Origin of the sequence: uncultured Hyphomicrobium sp. (assembly GCF_902826555.1) — a bacterium.
Taxonomy (GTDB): domain Bacteria; phylum Pseudomonadota; class Alphaproteobacteria; order Rhizobiales; family Hyphomicrobiaceae; genus Hyphomicrobium_C.
On record NZ_CADEFI010000026.1, the window covers coordinates 20,414 to 37,325 of the forward strand.

At 66.5% G+C, this 16,912-nt stretch carries 12 protein-coding genes; 6 read left to right on the top strand and 6 right to left on the bottom strand.

What is annotated here, in order from left to right:
• The first annotated feature begins 65 nt into the window (after positions 1-65).
• Together QZV93_RS11860 and QZV93_RS11865 are read left to right on the top strand one after the other, a co-directional pair.
• On the top strand, positions 66-869 hold the full coding sequence (locus QZV93_RS11860) for a thiazole synthase (RefSeq protein ID WP_295558742.1): 804 nt from the start codon (positions 66-68) through the stop codon (positions 867-869).
• 10 nt (positions 870-879) lie between these two features.
• Positions 880-1,512 carry a thiamine phosphate synthase gene (locus tag QZV93_RS11865; protein WP_295558707.1) on the top strand — a complete coding sequence of 211 codons (633 nt, stop codon included), beginning with the start codon at positions 880-882 and terminating at the stop codon, positions 1,510-1,512.
• A gap of 36 nt (positions 1,513-1,548) precedes the next feature.
• On the opposite strand, the gene QZV93_RS11870 is transcribed toward QZV93_RS11865, so the two are convergent.
• Complete coding sequence (locus QZV93_RS11870; protein WP_363157011.1) at positions 1,549-4,713, bottom strand: CHAT domain-containing tetratricopeptide repeat protein; 3,165 nt, start codon at positions 4,711-4,713, stop codon at positions 1,549-1,551.
• A gap of 178 nt (positions 4,714-4,891) precedes the next feature.
• On the opposite strand from QZV93_RS11870, the gene QZV93_RS11875 reads away from it, so the two are divergent.
• The gene (locus tag QZV93_RS11875) at positions 4,892-7,237 is read left to right on the top strand and encodes an FdhF/YdeP family oxidoreductase (RefSeq protein ID WP_295558744.1); all 2,346 of its coding nucleotides are present in this window, start codon (positions 4,892-4,894) and stop codon (positions 7,235-7,237) included.
• A gap of 74 nt (positions 7,238-7,311) precedes the next feature.
• Here the strand turns inward: QZV93_RS11875 and purD are convergent, their stop codons facing one another.
• Positions 7,312-8,595 carry a phosphoribosylamine--glycine ligase gene (gene purD / locus QZV93_RS11880; RefSeq protein ID WP_295558709.1) on the bottom strand — a complete coding sequence of 428 codons (1,284 nt, stop codon included), beginning with the start codon at positions 8,593-8,595 and terminating at the stop codon, positions 7,312-7,314.
• A gap of 101 nt (positions 8,596-8,696) precedes the next feature.
• On the opposite strand from purD, the gene xseA reads away from it, so the two are divergent.
• Together xseA and QZV93_RS11890 are read left to right on the top strand one after the other, a co-directional pair.
• Complete coding sequence (xseA, locus tag QZV93_RS11885; protein ID WP_295558711.1) at positions 8,697-10,466, top strand: exodeoxyribonuclease VII large subunit; 1,770 nt, start codon at positions 8,697-8,699, stop codon at positions 10,464-10,466.
• Between the two features lie 111 nt (positions 10,467-10,577).
• A complete protein-coding gene (locus QZV93_RS11890) occupies positions 10,578-10,811 on the top strand; it encodes a DUF2093 domain-containing protein (protein WP_295558713.1) in 234 nt (77 codons plus the stop codon).
• Positions 10,812-10,815: 4 nt separating this feature from the next.
• On the opposite strand, the gene QZV93_RS11895 is transcribed toward QZV93_RS11890, so the two are convergent.
• From QZV93_RS11895 to QZV93_RS11910, 4 genes are all read right to left on the bottom strand, one after another.
• Positions 10,816-12,279 (bottom strand): SUMF1/EgtB/PvdO family nonheme iron enzyme, encoded by a 1,464-nt coding sequence (locus tag QZV93_RS11895; protein ID WP_295558715.1) that lies wholly within the window; start codon positions 12,277-12,279, stop codon positions 10,816-10,818.
• Positions 12,280-12,309: 30 nt separating this feature from the next.
• Positions 12,310-12,690, bottom strand: coding sequence for a hypothetical protein (locus tag QZV93_RS11900; RefSeq protein WP_295558716.1), 381 nt, complete (start codon positions 12,688-12,690; stop codon positions 12,310-12,312).
• Positions 12,691-12,785: 95 nt separating this feature from the next.
• A complete protein-coding gene (lpxK, locus tag QZV93_RS11905; RefSeq protein ID WP_295558718.1) occupies positions 12,786-13,769 on the bottom strand; it encodes a tetraacyldisaccharide 4'-kinase in 984 nt (327 codons plus the stop codon).
• Between the two features lie 61 nt (positions 13,770-13,830).
• Entirely contained in the window at positions 13,831-15,870 is a 2,040-nt protein-coding gene (locus QZV93_RS11910; protein ID WP_295558719.1) for a glycosyltransferase N-terminal domain-containing protein, read from the bottom strand.
• Between the two features lie 304 nt (positions 15,871-16,174).
• Here QZV93_RS11910 and QZV93_RS11915 point away from each other — a divergent pair, with 304 nt between their 5' ends.
• Positions 16,175-16,912, top strand: a complete 738-nt coding sequence (locus tag QZV93_RS11915) for a sulfur transferase domain-containing protein (protein WP_295558720.1) — start codon at positions 16,175-16,177, stop codon at positions 16,910-16,912.

Consider the following 16,912-nt stretch of genomic DNA (forward strand, 5'->3'; position numbering starts at 1 on the left):
AGAACGAGCCGCTGCGTACGTCGCGTTCCGCGCCACCTGAAAAGCGTTCCGCGCCGTTAACACCGCTGACCGTGTACGGCGAGGAGGCCGCCTCGCGTCTCCTGCTCGGCACGGCGCTCTATCCCTCGCCGCAGGTCATGAGCGACGCCATCCGCGCCGCGAAGTCCAGCATCGTCACCGTATCGCTACGTCGAGAGCAGGCCCGTGGCCGCACCGGCGCGCGCTTCCTCGATCTGATCCGGGCCCTCCCCGTCCGCTTGCTGCCGAACACCGCCGGATGCCGCACGGCAAAGGAGGCCATCACCACCGCCGAGATGGCGCGCGAGCTCCTCGACACCGACTGGATCAAGCTCGAGGTGATCGCCAACGACGACACGCTGCAGCCGGACCTGTTCGGCCTCGTCGAGGCGGCGGAGGAGCTGAACAAGCGCGGCTTCAAGGTCTTCCCGTACATGACCGAGGACCTCTCTGTCGCCGAGCGCCTGGTCGCTGCCGGCTGCAAGGTGCTGATGCCGTGGGGCTCTCCCATCGGCACCGGCCGCGGCCTCTCGAACCCGCACGCGCTGCGCACGCTGCGCGCTTATTTTCCCGACCTGCCGCTGGTCATCGACGCCGGCATCGGCGCGCCCTCGCATGCCGCCGCCGCCATGGAGATGGGCTACGACGCGGTGCTGCTCAACACCGCCGTCGCCAGGGCCCACGACCCCGTTCGCATGGCCGCCGCCTTCGCAGCGGCCATCGAGTCCGGCCGCGCGGCCTACGAGGCAGGCCTCATCGAGCCGAGCGATCGCGCCAAACCCTCGACGCCCGTCGCCGGAACGCCCTTCTTCGACCTCGATGCGCCGAAGCCTGGTCGCAGCCGTCAGTGACGAGGCGCCCATGACCTCAGCCGGCGCCTCCCCCGGATCTCCCGATGTCTTCTATCCCATCGTCCCCAGCGCCGACTGGGTCGCCCGCCTCGCGCCGCTCGGCGTGCGCTCCCTGCAATTGCGCGTCAAGGACAAGACGGAGGACGACGCGCGCGGCGAGATCGCGTCCGCGCTCTTCGTCGCCAAGTCCACGGGCTGCCGCCTGATCGTCAACGATTTCTGGCAGGCCGCCATCGATCTCGGCGCCACCGAGCTGCACCTCGGCCAGGAGGACTTGGCGGCAGCGGACCTTGCCGCCATACGCCGCGCCGGCATCGCGCTCGGCATCTCGACCCACGACGACGACGAGCTCGAAACCGCGCTCCGCGCCGATCCCTACTACGTCGCGCTGGGCCCCATCTACGAAACCAAGCTCAAGGCGATGAAATGGGCACCCCAGGGCCTCGAGAAGATCGGCGCGTGGAGGAAGCGCATCGGCCGGCTCCCCCTCGTCGCCATCGGCGGCATCACGCCGGACCGCGCAGGCCCCGTGCTCGCGGCCGGCGCCGACAGCATCGCCGTCATCACCGACTTCATGACCGCTCCCCACCCCGAGGCCCGTGTCCGCCTCTGGCTCGACTGGGCCGCGACCGTCCGCGCGTAAGCCGCCCTGCCGGTCGAAGCGGAAATCTAGAGCTCTTCAGCGGGTCGCCGCCGGGCTCCCTTCGCCCACCACGACGAACGGCGCCCAATAGGAGGGATGCGAGGCGAGCGGATCGCTCGAATCCGCGAGCACCATCATCGCCCGCCGCACGGCTTCAGCACGGCCGACAGTCCTGTCCGCCGCCGTCGTTGCAAGAGACCTCGTGACCAGAGCGACGGCCGCGTCCTCGCGCACGGACCAGTGTGAGACCAGCAGCGCGCGCGCCCCGGCATAGAAGAACATGCGCGCAAGCCCTGACAGGGCTGTTGCATCCGTAGTGCCTCCAGCGGCGGTGTTGCACGCCGACAGGATCACCCAGTCGGCATCCAGCTTCAGCTGGCCAACCTCAGAGGCCGAGAGATATCCGTCTTCCTTGGTGGAAGCGTCGGGCGTCAGGATAAGACCCGGCTCCGCGCCGGGAGCGAGTTTCCCGGCTACCAACCCGTGCGTGGCGAAATTCACGACGGCGTACGAGGCGAGCTTTCCACTATCGCTGAGCGCTTTGACGGCCGCCTCCGTCGCTCGCGCCCCGAGATGCACATCGTCCTCACCGGCCCCTACGGCGTCCGCCACGTCGCACACGAGATCTGCCGTCTGCGGCACCGGTGCCATGCGCAGGAGATCGGAGACGTCGACTTCTCCGCCCAGCATTCGAAACGACTTGCCGATCGCAAGAAGTTCACGCACGCGCGGCGGCGAGCAATTGCGTTTCTCGACGGCCAGAAGAGCCAGCGTTTGATCCTCGCTATTCTTGTCGCGCCCTTTGAGAAGGGGATTTGCGAAGGCGACATAGGGCTTGGCCGCCGCCGACGGGTGCGCACGATCCCGCAACGCCTTCAAGCTTGCGACCGACGGCAGCACGGTGATTGCATGCCGGCGCGCAAGCCAAGCCACGCCTGCACCGTCCTGCGACGGACCGGTGACCAGCACCTGGAACGGCAATTGCCGCAGCGGCCCGGACGGCACGACGAGCAGGTGCTTGCCCCTGATCAGATCCTCGACCGGGCCGAACAGGCTGCGATAGAGCGTCTCCGCCTTCGCGACATCGAAGGGCAGCGATTGCGGTTGCGGCGCCTTCCCTTCGCGATCCAGCGCGGCATTGCACTTGCCCAGCCCGTCGTCTGTCCATGCCCCGGCGTCGAGACCGCAGCGTAGCGCCGTGACGTAGTCGAAAAGCGCCTTGCCGCCGAGTTCCGAGCGCACCCAGCGCACGTCCGTCTTGGTCACGACCCAGACGAAAGTTTCCTCAGGCAGCGGGGCGAACTCTATCGTATCGAGCAAAAGCACCAAGGCCTCGTCGGCGTGGAGGCTGGCCTGCACGTCCGCGACCGAGATTGGCATCGGGCTCGCCAGCGCCGCGTAGTCGGGGAAGTCTTTTGCAAGGTCGGCATCGATCGCAGTGAGGCGAGCGTCGATGGCGATCAGCCGGTCGGCAAGTCTCCTCTCCGCTTCAGCGTTGCGTTGCCCGGACGCCTCGCCTCTCGCGGCAGTGAGAACCTTGTCCTTCGCCTGCCATTCACCCACGAGATCCTGCCGCTCGCGCACCAGCGCCGTAAGTGCCGGCGAGCCTGTGGCAGAGCGCGCCGCCATGAGCGCGAGCGACGCTGAAGCATCCGAGCCTTGGCCCCATTGCGCGGTCTCGAACATGTCTGCGGCAAGCTGATCGCTGTCTTTTAGCTCCTTTGGCAAACGATCCGTCGCTTTCACCAAGCCCTCGAAATACCAGCTCCTCCGCTGCGCCTCCCTCCAGGGTCGCTCGAACGCACCCACCGCGCTGCGAGCCGATCGGCGCTTGATGACGGTTGTCGCTTGCCGCCAGAAGTCAGCCGCGCCCACGAAGTCGCGCTGCGCGAGCGAGAACCAGGCAAGGCTGTCGAGCGCTGTCGCGACCGAGGGATGCTCGGCCCCCAGCGCCTTTCGATTGATCGCGAGTGCGCGCCTGCAGATCGGCTCGGCCTCGACCAGACGGCGCTGCGCTAGGTAGAGAGACGCGAGGTTGTCTAGCGGGGTGCCGACATCCGGATGGTCTGGCCCTAAGACCTTCTCCAGAATACCCAAGCTTCGCAACAACAACTCTTCCGCTTTCGCCGTGTCTCCTGATTCCTTATAAACACCGGCAAGATTGTTGAGCGCCTGTGAAGCCTCCCGGCTATCGGGGCCGGAATTCCTTTCTACGATGGCCAAGGCCCGCTCGTACAAAGTCTCGGCTTCCGAAAAGCGTCCTTGGTTTCTGCGGGCCGAGGCAAGGTTGGAGAGACCGGTAGCGACGGCGTCGTCATCGGTGCCATAAGCCTTCTCGACGATTGCGAGTGCGCGATTGAAGAGCGCCTCGGCTTCTCCAAAGCGCCCCTCGTCCTGGTAGACCGCGCCGAGACTGTTGAGCGCAAAGGCGACTTGTGGATGTTCCAGGTCGAACTCCTTCTCGCGTATATCGATGCTTCTCTTGAGTACCGCCTCGGCTTCTGCGTACAGCCCTTCCGCGCGATGCAGTTCGGCAAGATTGTTCAGTGCAATGGCGACATCGCTTTGCGCTCCCGCCTTTTCGAGAAGAGCAATAGCGCTCCTCACCAGCGGCTCCGCCTCGCGATAGCGGCCTTGCTCGCGGTAAAGGCTGGCCAGATTGTTGAGAGCGAAACCGACGCTGGCATGCTCGGGACCGCGCGTCTTCTTTCGTATGGCAAGGCTGCGCAGAAGATTGGCCTCGGCTTCCCCAAAGCGCGCTTGTGACTCGTAGAGCTCAGCAAGGTCACTAAGCGTAACAGCCACGGGGAAGCTATCTGGCCCAAACGCATACTCGCGAATTGCCAGAATTGTCTTGAAGACTTGTTCGGCCTCTTTCTTCTTGCCGGCCCCTAGCAACCGAAAGGCGTCACTTTCTAGACTGGCGGACTGATCCGGTGCTTCAGCGTTTGTCTGAGCGTGAGCCGGCTCCGCCGATGCGAGCGCCATCGCAAATCCGACTACCAGCACCCACCGCAGCATCGCAGCCCCCGGTTGCCCACACGGGACTAGGCGAATAGTGCCCAGCGGACACGGCAGACGCAAGGAGTTGACGCGCCCTTGGCAAAGCAACGGTTTCGGCATGCTAGCCGTCCGCCTCTGGCTCGACTGGGCCGCGACCGTCCGCGCGTAAACGCCATTCAACCTTGGTGGTCCTTGCATCTCCCGATGCGGCTTCGCATGTTCAAGTCACAGCGATCCCAACGTCACCTGCCGATTTCGGGAGACGACCATGGCCAGGAATCCTCACCGCGTCTCCGGTATCGACAGCGAAAAGCAGCAGCCGGCGCATGCAAGCGACAAGCCGGCCCCGGCTGAGACCTTCGATCAAAAACCCGGGATGGTGCGCCAGCCGTTCAAGGACACGCAGGGATCCCGGCCCGTCAAGAAGCACATTGCCGGCGTCGAGGACTACAAAGGGCCCGCCGGCGGGTGGGGCGCACTCAAGGCCGTCGCCAAAGCGCTCAGCAACGAAATGTCGGTGTCGGTCACCCGCGAGGTTACGGGCCTCTTGCGGCTGAACCAGCCGGCCGGGTTCGACTGCCCCGGCTGCGCCTGGCCCGATCCGAGACATACCTCGTCCTTCGAATTCTGCGAGAACGGCGCCAAGGCCGTCGCCTGGGAAGCAACCAACAAGCGGACGACCCCGGAATTCTTCGCCGCGCATACGGTGTCGGAGCTGTGGGACTGGTCGGACTTCGCGCTCGAAAGCGAAGGCCGCCTGACCCACCCGATGGCCTACGACGCCACCACGGATACCTTCCAGCCCATCGCCTGGGAGGACGCCTTCCGGCGCATCGGCGAAGCCCTCCGCAGCTTGCCCGATCCGAACATGGCCGAGTTTTACACCTCGGGCCGCACCTCCAACGAAGCCGCCTTCCTCTACCAGCTCTTCGCGCGCGAGTTCGGCACCAACAATTTCCCAGACTGCTCCAACATGTGCCACGAAGCCACCAGCGTCGGTCTACCGGACTCGATTGGCGTCGGCAAAGGCACCGTGACGCTGGAGGACTTCGACCACGCCGATGCGATCTTCTGCATCGGCCACAACCCCGGCACCAATCATCCGCGCATGCTCGGCACGCTGCGCGAGGCCTCCAAGCGCGGGTGCAAGATCGTCGTTTTCAATCCGCTGCGCGAGCGCGGACTCGAGCGCTTCGCGGCGCCGCAAAATCCCTTCGAGATGGTGACGCTCGGATCGACGCCGATTGCCTCGTCTTACTATCAGGTCGCCATCAGCGGCGACGTCGCCGTGCTCAAGGGCATGATGAAAGCCCTGCTGGAAATGGATCGCGCCGAGATCGCGGCCGGCAGGAAGGGCATCCTCGATCGCGACTTCATCGCCGAACATACGAACGGCTTCGACGCCCTCGCAGCCGACATCGACGCTACCGAATGGGCGCAGATCGAGCGCTATTCGGCCTTGCCGCGCACCGATATCGAAGCCGCCGCCAAGGTCTACGCCGAGGCCGAGCGCGTGATCATCTGCTACGGCATGGGCATCACGCAGCACCGCCACGGTACGTCGAACGTCAACCAGATCGCCAACCTTCTGCTGATGCTTGGCAACATCGGCAAGGAAGGCGCCGGCATCTGTCCCCTACGCGGCCACTCCAACGTGCAGGGAGATCGCACGGTCGGCATCACCGAGGTGCCGTCGAAGGAGCTGCTCGACAATCTCGAGGCTGCCTTCCCCATCAAGGCTCCCCGCGAAAAGGGCCACAACGCCGTCGAGGCCATCGAGGCCATCACTGAAGGCCGGTCGAAGGCGCTGGTCTGCCTCGGCGGCAACCTGGCCGTCGCCATGTCGGATCCGGACGTCACGTTCGCGGCTATGCGCCAGCTCGATCTCGCTGTTCATATCGCCACCAAGCTCAACCGCTCGCATCTGCTGCTCGCCAAGCAGAGCTTCATCCTGCCATGTCTCGGCCGCACCGAGCTCGACATCCAGGAGACCGGCCGGCAGAGCGTGACCGTGGAAGACTCCATGGCCATGGTGCACGCCTCGTCAGGCGGCCTGAAGCCCGCGTCGGAGCACTTGCGCTCGGAGCCGTCCATCGTCGGCGAGCTGGCGCTGGCCACCCTGCCCGGCACCAAGGTGCCATGGCGCGAGCTGGTCGCCGACTACAGCCGCATCCGCGACAAGATCGAGGCCGTGTTCCCCGATTTCGCCGACTACAACACGCGCGTGGCCGATCCGGGAGGATTTCGGCTCTCCGTTCCGGCTTCGCGGCGCGTGTGGAAGACCAAGTCCGGAAAGGCCGAATTTCTCGTTGCGGCGGGGCTCGAAGAAGATCCCCGCTGCGACCAGCCCGGCGCCCTCATCCTGGCGACGGTCCGCAGCCACGATCAGTACAATACGACCATCTACAGCCTCGACGACCGCTATCGCGGCATCACCGGACGGCGCGACATCATCTTCATGAACGCTGCCGATCTCGCGAGCCGCGGCCTGCAGCACGGCGACCTGGTCGACATCGAAACCCTCTGCAACGAGGGCGACGATCCGCGCACCCTGTCCGGATTGACGGCGGTGGCATTCGATATCGCCGCGGGCTCTGTCGCCACCTACTACCCGGAAGCCAACTGCCTCATCGCCATCGATCACTACGATCGCCGCAGCGGCACGCCGTCGTACAAATCGATCCCGGTCGCTGTGAAGCCTGCTACCGCGCCGGCGTCATGAACAGAACCTTACCCTCGCCGAAGTTGCTAGCGACGAACGGTCGTGGATCCTGGCGCACGCCGACCTCTGCGGCGTCACTCTCCCGCCGCCTCGCGTAACACCGCGCGCCAGCCGATATCGCGCCGGCAGAACCCGCCCGGCCAGTCGATCTTGGCGATCGCCTCGTAGGCACGCGCCTGCGCCTCTGCGACCGTCTGCCCTAACGCTGTCACGTTCAAGACGCGCCCGCCGTCCGCCACGATGCGATCTCCGTCGCGCCGCGTGCCCGCATGGAAAATCTGGACGCCCGCGACCATCCGCGCGACTTCGAGACCGCGGATCTCGGTTCCCTTCACGGGCGGGCCCGGATATCCGTTCGCCGCCAGCACCACCGTCAACGCGGCGTCGCTGCGCCAACGCAAATCGAAATGATCGAGAACGCCGTCCGCCGTCGCCAGCATTGCCGCGAGCAGGTCCGACGTCAGCCGCATCATCAGCACCTGCGTCTCGGGATCGCCGAAGCGCACGTTGTACTCGATGAGCTTCGGTCCTTCGGCCGTGATCATCAGTCCCGCGAACAGCACGCCCTTGAACGGCATGCCGCGCGCCGCCATCGCCGCAACCGTCGGCTGGATGATCTCCTCCATGGTGCGCTGGACGATCGCGGGCGTCATCACCGGTGCCGGAGAGTAGGCGCCCATGCCGCCCGTGTTCGGCCCCGTGTCGCCGTCGCCGACACGCTTGTGATCTTGCGCCGTCGCCAGCGCCAGAGCCGTCGTCCCGTCGCAGAGCGCAAAGAAGCTCGCCTCCTCGCCGTCGAGAAACTCCTCGATCACGACCTCCGCACCCGCTGCGCCGAACGCACCCGCAAAGCAAGCGTCGACCGCCGCTTCCGCCTCGGCGCGCGTGGTCGCAACGACGACGCCTTTGCCGGCTGCGAGCCCGTCGGCCTTGACGACGATCGGCACCGGCTGCGCGGCCAGATAGGCTTTTGCCGACGCCGCATCCTTGAAACGGCCGTAGGCCCCTGTCGGTATTCCGGCCTCACGGCACAGATCCTTCGTGAACCCCTTCGAGCCCTCGAGCTGGCTCGCCGCCTTCGACGGCCCGAAGTGCTTCACGCCCGCCACCGCGAGCGCATCGGAAAGGCCGCTCACGAGCGGGGCCTCGGGTCCGATGACGACGAAGCCGATCGCGGCCTCGGCAACGAACCGCAGCACCGCCGCATGATCGGCCGCATCGAGCGCCACGCACTCCGCGAGCTCGGCGATCCCCGCATTCCCGGGCGCGGCATAGAGCTTCGTCAGCAGCGGGCTCGCGGAGAGCGCCCACGCCAGCGCATGCTCGCGCCCGCCGCTGCCGATCAAAAGAACGTTCATCCGAGAAGGCGTCCTTAGTCGTTGTTTCGCCGTATATTTTATGCGGATAGCGCGCAGCTTGGCGATCCGGCACGCATATTTTATGCGCTGCCCCGTGTATCATGGATCCCACGACACACAAGAAGGACGATTCGTTGGCGAGCCCTCCATCCCCTCCGGAAAACAGCGGCAACAACGTCGCCGAGTTCACCGTCTCCGAGCTGTCGAACGCGGTCAAACGCGCCCTCGAGGACGGCTTCGGTCACGTGCGCCTGCGCGGCGAGGTCTCGGGCTACCGCGGCCCGCATGCGTCGGGCCACTGCTACTTCTCGCTCAAGGACGACAAGGCCAAGATCGACGCCGTCGTCTGGCGCGGCAACTGGAGCCGCCTCAAGATCAAGCCGGAAGAAGGCATGGAGGTCATCGCCACCGGCAAGATCTCCTCCTTCCCCGGATCGTCGAAGTACCAGATCGTCATCGAGAGCCTGGAGCCGGCAGGGCTCGGCGCGCTCATGGCACAGCTCGAGGAGCGCAAGCGCCGCCTCACCGCCGAAGGTCTGTTCGCCGACGAGAGAAAGCGCAAGCTTCCGTTTCTGCCGCGCGTGGTCGGCATCGTCACCAGCCCCACCGGCGCCGTCATCCGCGACATGCTGCACGGTTTCCGCGAGCGCTTTCCGACGCGCGTCATCATCTGGCCCGTGCGCGTGCAGGGTGACGGCAGCGCCGCCGAGGTTGCAGCAGCCGTGCGCGGCTTCAACGCCCTTCAGCCCGGCGGTCCCATCCCGCGCCCCGATGTGCTGATCGTCGCCCGCGGCGGCGGCAGCCTCGAGGACCTGTGGGGCTTCAACGACGAGATGGTCGTGCGCGCCGTCGCCGGGAGCACCATTCCCGTCATCTCCGCCGTCGGTCACGAGACCGACTGGACGCTCGTCGACCTTGCCGCCGACGCCCGCGCGCCGACGCCCACCAAGGCCGCCGAATGGGCGGTGCCGAAATACTCGGATCTTCTGGACCAAACCGGCAAACTCGGCCTCCGTCTGGGCGTCGCCGTCCGCCGCCTGCTCGAAGCCCTCCGCCGCGACTTGCGCTCCGCCGAGCGCGGCCTGCCCCGCGCCGAGGATCTGGCCGCGCTCCCGCGCCAGCGCCTCGACCACATTGCCCACAGGCTGGACGGCGCGCTGCGCACCCGGGTCCAGAGAAGCCACACGCGCTTCCTGCAGATCGCAGGACGCCTGCCCACTCCCCGCTCTCTCGTTGTCCATCAGCGCCAGCGCATGAACGCCACCGGCCTCCGCCTCGGCCGCGCACTCTTCGCCAATACGCAGGCCCACCACACGCGCCATGTCCGCATCGCGTCCCGCCTCCATCAACGCCTTCTGGAGGCACGCTTCGCCCGCGCCGCCGACCGGCTCGACGGCCTCGCGCGTCGCGCCCGTGAATGTCTGGCCAAAACCGCCTCCGTCCGCCGCGCCCGCCTAGAGCGCGCATCGGGCCGCTTGCAGCCCGCTCCGATCCGCCACCGCGTCGAGCGCGCCGGCGAGCGCCTCGACACGCTCGCACGCCGCGTGGAGCGCGCAATGGCGGCGCGCATCTCGCAACACCGCAACACCCTCGACGGTCAGGCGAAGCTGCTGGCCTCGCTCGGCTACCACAGCGTCCTCGCGCGCGGCTTCGCCCTCGTTCGCAACGCCGACGGCGCAACCGTCCGCTCCGCCCATGCCTTGAGCCCCGGCCAGGCCCTCGACATCGAGTTTGCGGACGGCCGCGTGCAGGTCGAAGCGAAGGCGGTGACCAAGTCCGGCGACGGCGCCGCAGCAACCGCCAAGACCGCGGAAAAAGGACCGCCCGCATCCCAAAAACGCCCCTCCAAGGACCAGGGCAGCCTTTTCTGATAAGGATTTCGCGGTGCCCTGCCTTGACGCCGCCGCGCCGATTGGCCATGTGATCGGATCGGCCACAGGGGGCGCACACGTCCTCAAAGGCATTTTCCGAGGCAGAGACACATGAACCGCTTCGACAGGCTCTTCGGCATTCGCGGCGAAGCCCAGGTCCGCTATCTGGATGGCGAGTTCCAGGTCGTCTCGCCGGGCGAGTTCGTGCGCTGCGCCGTCACCGGCCAGAAGATCGACCTCGCCGACCTGCGCTATTGGAGCGTCGAGCTGCAGGAAGCCTATGCCTCCGCCGACATCTCGCTCGCCCGCCACCTCGAAACCGTTCGGGCGGAGCCGCAGGCCTAAGCCGTCAGATCAGGTCCCGCACGACGCGAAAGCCGTTGTGGGCGCAACGGATGTTGTGCCCCATCTGCAGGCGTGACGCAGATGTGATCGCCGACCGCGTGTCGGCCCAGCTCCCGCCGCGCAGCACGCGATAGGATTCCTCGAGCCCACCAACCGTCATGCCGTCGAGAGGCGACCCGAAGTAATTTTCGCGGAAGCCGTCCGCCGTGTGTTCGCACACGTTGCCGTGAACGTTGAACAGCCCCCAGGGATTGGGCGGAAACGCGGCGGCAGGCACGGTTCCTTCGCGGAACGCGATCGCACCATGGCCCTTCTCCACATCGAGCCCCCAGTAGTTGGCCACCGTCACGCTGGCCGCACGTCCGAACCAATAGGGCGCCGTCGTCCCGGCGCGCGCCGCATATTCCCATTCAGCTTCCGACGGCAACCGATAGGAGCGGTTCGTCTTGGCTTCGAGCCATTCCGTATAGGCGACGGCATCCGCCCAGCTCACGCACGTCACGGGGTGCGACGCCTCCTGCGCGAAACCCGGATTGAGATACGAGGCATCGGCCTCGTGCAACCACTCGACACCGCGCTTCACAAGCGCGCCGTTCATGACGCGGTTCGTCTCCTGCACGAAGGCGTGGAATTCGCCGACAGTCACGGCGCAGCGAGCGATAGCGAACGCCCGGCTTATGGTGACCTTGCGGCACGGACGCAGCGCCTCATGCCCGAATGGATCGTCCGCCTGAGCCCCCATCATGAAGGAGCCCGCGGGCACGAGCACCATCTCGGGACCTGCATCGATATCCTTGAACCACTCGGTCCTGCCACCGCCCGCCTCCATGTAGCGGATCGGCGTCAGCGGCTTGGGACCGGAGCTCACCGCCTCGACCGGCCCCCCAACCGCGATCTCGCCCGCGGACGGCGCCACGCCCGGCTCCAGCCACGAAATCGGTCCGCCCGCGCCGCCGCGCCGTACCGGAGTGCACCCCTGGCTCGCAAGCTCCCGGCCGACACCGTCCGTCATCGCCGCGGTCATGGCCCAGCTCGTGCCCCGCTGTCGCCGCCTCAGCTCGCCGCGCGCGATGCTCTCGCCCACGCTGGCAGCCGTCTGCTTGAGATCGCGGATCATGCGCTCCAAGGCGCCCTTCCGGCGAAAGTCCACGTAATGAATGGGCTTCAGGTTGGCCGGCAGCTCGCAGTCCTCGATCAGGACCGGATAGACGAAGCGCGCTCTTTCGAGAGCATAGGCGATCTCATACTGCACCTCTTTGCTGGCGACGGCCGGACGGCTCAGGATGGCGATCACGCCCCGCGCCTGCTCCAAGGCGCGCTCGAGGGTCGCCTTCCAGGGCTGGCCGCCCGGAATATCGATCTGATCGATCCAGTTCGCCACACCCGCATCGCGAAGCCGCGTCGCGAGATCGAGCGCGAAGTCTTCGTTTCTCCGCGAGTAGCTGACAAAAATGGGACCCTCTGACACCGGGAGCACCCCGAGCCTTCCTGGACGCAGCTACACCGGAAGCCGCTTGCGCAGCCATTCCATCATGTAGGATTTGATCTTCTTGCACGTGTGCGAGCCCATCGGGGAGTTGATGTCCCAGTCGACGATCACGCGCGTTTTCCCGCCGAGATCCTCGAGCCGAACGCCCAAGACCATGGACCTGTGCAGGTTTTGAATCTGCCCGTAGTCTTCAACGAACTCGAGCGTCCCGATGAGATGCCCCATCTCCGGATCGTCGGTTCGCAGCGTCCACCAGTTCGGCCCGTAGTAGCTCGACACGAGGATGTCGCGAACGACAGCATACGCGTCGGGATAGGCGAGCGAGGTTTCCCAGTTCGGCGGTTCGGTCAGCGCTTGATGAAAGGACTTCAACGCAGATAGCCACGACATGAGGCAACATCCGAGTTTCAAAAAAATCATCGATAATATGTGCGCGGAGCTTAAATGATGGCCGCCCGCGACGCCAGCGAAAGCGCAAACACTGGTCAGCTGCGCACCGGCCCGCCCTTCAGCACACCATCCACCAGCGCCCCGAGCCGCACCAGATCCCGCTCCTCGAAGGTGACGGCAATCGGCAGAGTCCGCGATCGCGCCCTGAGGTCCGCGCGAGCGCCCGTCGTCCCTGACAGCCGCGCCAGATCCTTCTCCGTCGTGATCAGCTCCGCACCCGCCGCCTCTGCGTCGGCTAGAAGCCGCGCCGCTTCCAGTTCCGTGAACACGTGATGATCGGCAAAGCTGCGCCGGTGCAGCGTCTCCGGCCCGAAGCCTTCCACCAACCGGAAGAACCGGTGCGGGTTGGCGATGCCAGCGTACGCAATGAGCTTGCGCCCGGCGATCCATCCCGTCTCGCCCGCCGCCTCGACTTTGCCGCGCAGCACCGGACCAGGAAACCGTTTTTTCAGATCCTCGAAGATCGGCGCCTCCGCACCCTCCGGATCCGGTCCCATGACGACGATGCAGTCGACGAGCCCGAGCTGGAAGCCGAGCCGTCCGCGCAAGGGCCCCGCCGGGATCACCCGCCCGTTGCCGACGCCGCGCCGCGCATCGACCACGGCAATCGAAAGATCCTTGACGAGGCTCGGATTCTGCAGGCCGTCGTCCATGATGACGGCGTCCGCCCCGCCCGCCGTCACGATCGCCGCGAGCCCGGCGCGGCGGTCCCGCGCCACCACGACCTTGGCGCTCTGCGCGACCAGCAACGGTTCGTCGCCGACCTGTCCCGCCGAATGTTGCGCGGCGTCGACCCATACCGGCCCCGCGAGCGACCCGCCATAGCCCCGCGAGAGGCACACCGCCGTCTTCGCCCGCTGCGAAAGAAAGTCGATGAGAAAACGCGTCAGCGGCGTCTTGCCGGTCCCGCCCGCCGTGAAATTGCCGACGCAGATCACCGGCAGCCCTGATTGGACGGGCGTGGTCGTGCGGAACCGCCGCTCGAGAACCGTTGCGTAAAGATCGCCGATAGGAGCCAACAGCCGCTCGGCAAGGCTCCCCGTTCCATGCCGTGGCCCGGCATACCACCAGGCGGGTTCCTCAAGAGGCACGGCGCACACGCGAGGGCTCGGGCAGCATCGCGATCAGCTCCTGAACCGTCCGGTCGAGCGCGCCCGCGAGGGATTGCAGCGCCGCCTTGGCGCCGTTCCGCATGCGGAGCACCTCGCCCTCCTGCGCCAGGATCTCCACCAGCGCATCCGCCAGCGCCGCCGCCGAGGCCACCTCGCGCGCACCCTTGTGCCGGAGCAGCGCACGATAAAGGTCGCGGAAGTTGCTCCAGTGCGGCCCCGTGAGCACCACGGCGCCATGCCCGATCGCCTCCACCGGGTTCTGCCCGCCGTGCGCGATCAGCGACCCGCCGATGAACGCGACGTCCGTCAGCGCATAGAGTGTCCCGAGCTCGCCGATGGTATCGACGATGTAGATGTCGGTCTTCGCATCCGGCCGCTCGCCCGCCGACCGGAGCGCGATCTCGAAGCCCTTCGCGCGCAGCGACGCCGCGATCGCCTTGCCACGGCCGGGATGGCGAGGCGCGATGATGGTGCAAAAACCCTTGAGGCGAGCGGCGACCAGCCGGTGCGCCTCCGCCACGGTTTCCTCTTCGGGATCGTGCGTGCTCGCCGCGACCAGCAACGGACGCCCTGCCAGCGCCTGGCGCAACCGCTCGAGTTCGACCGCATCGACCACCGGCGGCGGTGCGTCGATCTTGAGATTGCCGACCGCAACCACGCGCCGCGCACCGAGCCGCTTCAGCGTGCGGGCGAAGATATCGTTCTGCGCCAGCACGACGTCGAAGCGCGAGAAGAGCGGCACCGAAATACCGCTGAGCCAGCGCCAGCGTGCCGCGCTCCGCGACGACATGCGCGCATTCGCCAGCGCCAGCGGAATGCGGCGCCGCGCAATCTCGACAATGAGGTTCGGCCAGATCTCGCTCTCGACGAACACCGCCACGTCCGGCTTCCAGTGATTCAGGAACGCCTGCACATAAGACGGCACGTCGAGCGCAATGTATTGATGGAGGGCCCGTTCCGGCAGACGCCGCTTTGCCATCGCCGCCGAGGTCAAGGTGCCCGTCGTCAGCAGCACCGTGAGATCCTGGCGCTCCGCCAGCAGCCGGTCGATCACCGGCAGCACGGCGTTGGTCTCGCCCACGCTCGCCGCATGAAACCACATCAGCGCCCCATCGGGGCGCGCAACATCCGTCTGACCGTAGCGTTCGCCGCGCCGGGCGGGATCCTCTTTGCCCTGCCGCGACCTGATGTTGAGCAGCAGCGGCGCCGCCAGACCGAATGCACGCGTTGCGGCGCGATAGATCTTGAGTGCAAAACCTTCCGGCGCCGGTCCCGCGAGCGCCCCTGCCGCGGCGGGCGGCGTCACCCGGGCCAGGTTTCCCCCGACGATGCCATAGGCTTTCTCCGTCACACGATCGAGGCCGGCTTCGACCGCGCGGCGGCTTTGCTCCATGCTTTCCGCGTCCGCGTCGGCCGCCACCCAGATCGGATCGCCGATGACATAGGCGAGCTTGGAGTACGGCAGGTTGATCGTCATGCGGCTCCACGTCGGAAGCACGAAGAACCGTGACGTCGCCACGGCGAACGGCAGGATGGGCCTTCCGGAATGCTTGGCAAGCGTGACGATCCCCATGCCGGCCTTGCGCGCCGGCCCCGGCGGCACGTCGGCCGTCAGCGAGAACGTACTGCCGCTCCGGAGCAGCTTGGTGGCCGTCCGCAGCGCATAGACGCCGCCCCGGTCCCTCTTGCGCTCGTTCGCACCCGCACCCTGCACCACCTCGATGTCGAACTCGCCGAGCAGGGCCCGGATGGCAGTGGCATCCTTGTGGCGCGCGGCAATGGCAGAAACCTTGAAATTCCGCCCGTTGAAATCATGCAGCGTCGGCTGCAGCACGAACTGCCCGTGCCACATGGCGAGGATGAAGGGATGAATTTCGTTGACGCGAGCAACGACATCCGGCGGATCGACCGTCACATCGGACGTCGAGCGCACGAAGCGCATGTACCGAGCCCCGTAGAGACCGATGTACCTGCCGAGCTTCGACTCGCGCTGTGGCGATGGTGCCATCGTCGGCCTGTCGCCTCTCCCTGCTCGAGCCGCAAGCGTCCCCGACGCTCATTGACGCCGGATTTCTATAGAGCGCTTCCAGAGACGTGTGAAGCGGTTTCCCACAAGAAGCACGGCAAAACAACGTGCTAGAACACGCGCACCGGGCCCGCGAACGCATGTGCCGGGCGCCGGAATGCCACGCGTCAAGAAGAGGTTCGACAGATCGTGGAAGATAGTGCTACCCACCCGAAAGGCTGGCATTGAGGAGGCGCTCGGGCTGAACCGGCCGGGCACACGTGACGCACGGGGAATTCCCAGAGAGATGGCATCGCTCGTAAAGCGGGCAAAACGCGCAGTCCGGAAAAAGGCTTGGGCCGGCGTGCATGCCGTGACCTCCGCACTCCCGGATTCCCTTCGCCGCGCCGGAGGCCCCTACGCACGCTATCTCGACATGCTGCTGCTGGACCACCTGATCTTCCGGCTCGCCTTTCCCAATCGCCACCGTCTGTCGGACGAGGCCTGGCGCGCCGCGCAACCTCTTCCCCATCAGATCCGCGCGCTTCCGCGCCGCGGGATCAGAACCGTGGTCAATCTCAGGGGGCAAACCTCCTCCTCCACCTACGCCCAGGAGGTCGCGACCTGCAAAGCCGAAGGGCTGGAGCTGGTCGACTTCCGGATCCGCTCCCGCGCCGCCCCCACGCGCGCCGAGCTGCTGGCCGCCCGCGACCTGTTCGCAAGCGTCGAGTATCCGATCCTCATGCATTGCAAATCCGGAGCCGACCGCGTCGGCCTGATGAGCGCGCTTTATCTCTATACGCGCCGCGGCGTGCCCATCGCCAAGGCCCGCCGCCAGCTTTCCCTGCGCTATGGCCATATCCGCCAGGCCGACACCGGCATCCTCGACCACGTCTTCGATGCCTACCTGGATTACGCCGCGCGAACGCCGATCGAATTCTACGACTGGGTGCAGACGGTTTACGATCCGGACGACGTCGCCAAGCAGCTGCATTCCCGGGGGTGGGCCAACCGCATCGTCGACAAGATTTTCCGCCGCGAGTAG

Coding starts and splice junctions, on each gene's coding strand:
- QZV93_RS11865 (WP_295558707.1), top strand. CDS start 880: ATGACCTCAGCCGGCGCCTCCCCCGGATCTCCCGATGTCTTCTATCCC.
- QZV93_RS11870 (WP_363157011.1), bottom strand. CDS start 4,713: ATGCAAGGACCACCAAGGTTGAATGGCGTTTACGCGCGGACGGTCGCG.
- QZV93_RS11875 (WP_295558744.1), top strand. CDS start 4,892: ATGGTGCGCCAGCCGTTCAAGGACACGCAGGGATCCCGGCCCGTCAAG.
- purD (WP_295558709.1), bottom strand. CDS start 8,595: ATGAACGTTCTTTTGATCGGCAGCGGCGGGCGCGAGCATGCGCTGGCG.
- xseA (WP_295558711.1), top strand. CDS start 8,697: ATGGATCCCACGACACACAAGAAGGACGATTCGTTGGCGAGCCCTCCA.
- QZV93_RS11890 (WP_295558713.1), top strand. CDS start 10,578: ATGAACCGCTTCGACAGGCTCTTCGGCATTCGCGGCGAAGCCCAGGTC.
- QZV93_RS11900 (WP_295558716.1), bottom strand. CDS start 12,690: ATGTCGTGGCTATCTGCGTTGAAGTCCTTTCATCAAGCGCTGACCGAA.
- QZV93_RS11910 (WP_295558719.1), bottom strand. CDS start 15,870: ATGGCACCATCGCCACAGCGCGAGTCGAAGCTCGGCAGGTACATCGGT.
- QZV93_RS11915 (WP_295558720.1), top strand. CDS start 16,175: ATGGCATCGCTCGTAAAGCGGGCAAAACGCGCAGTCCGGAAAAAGGCT.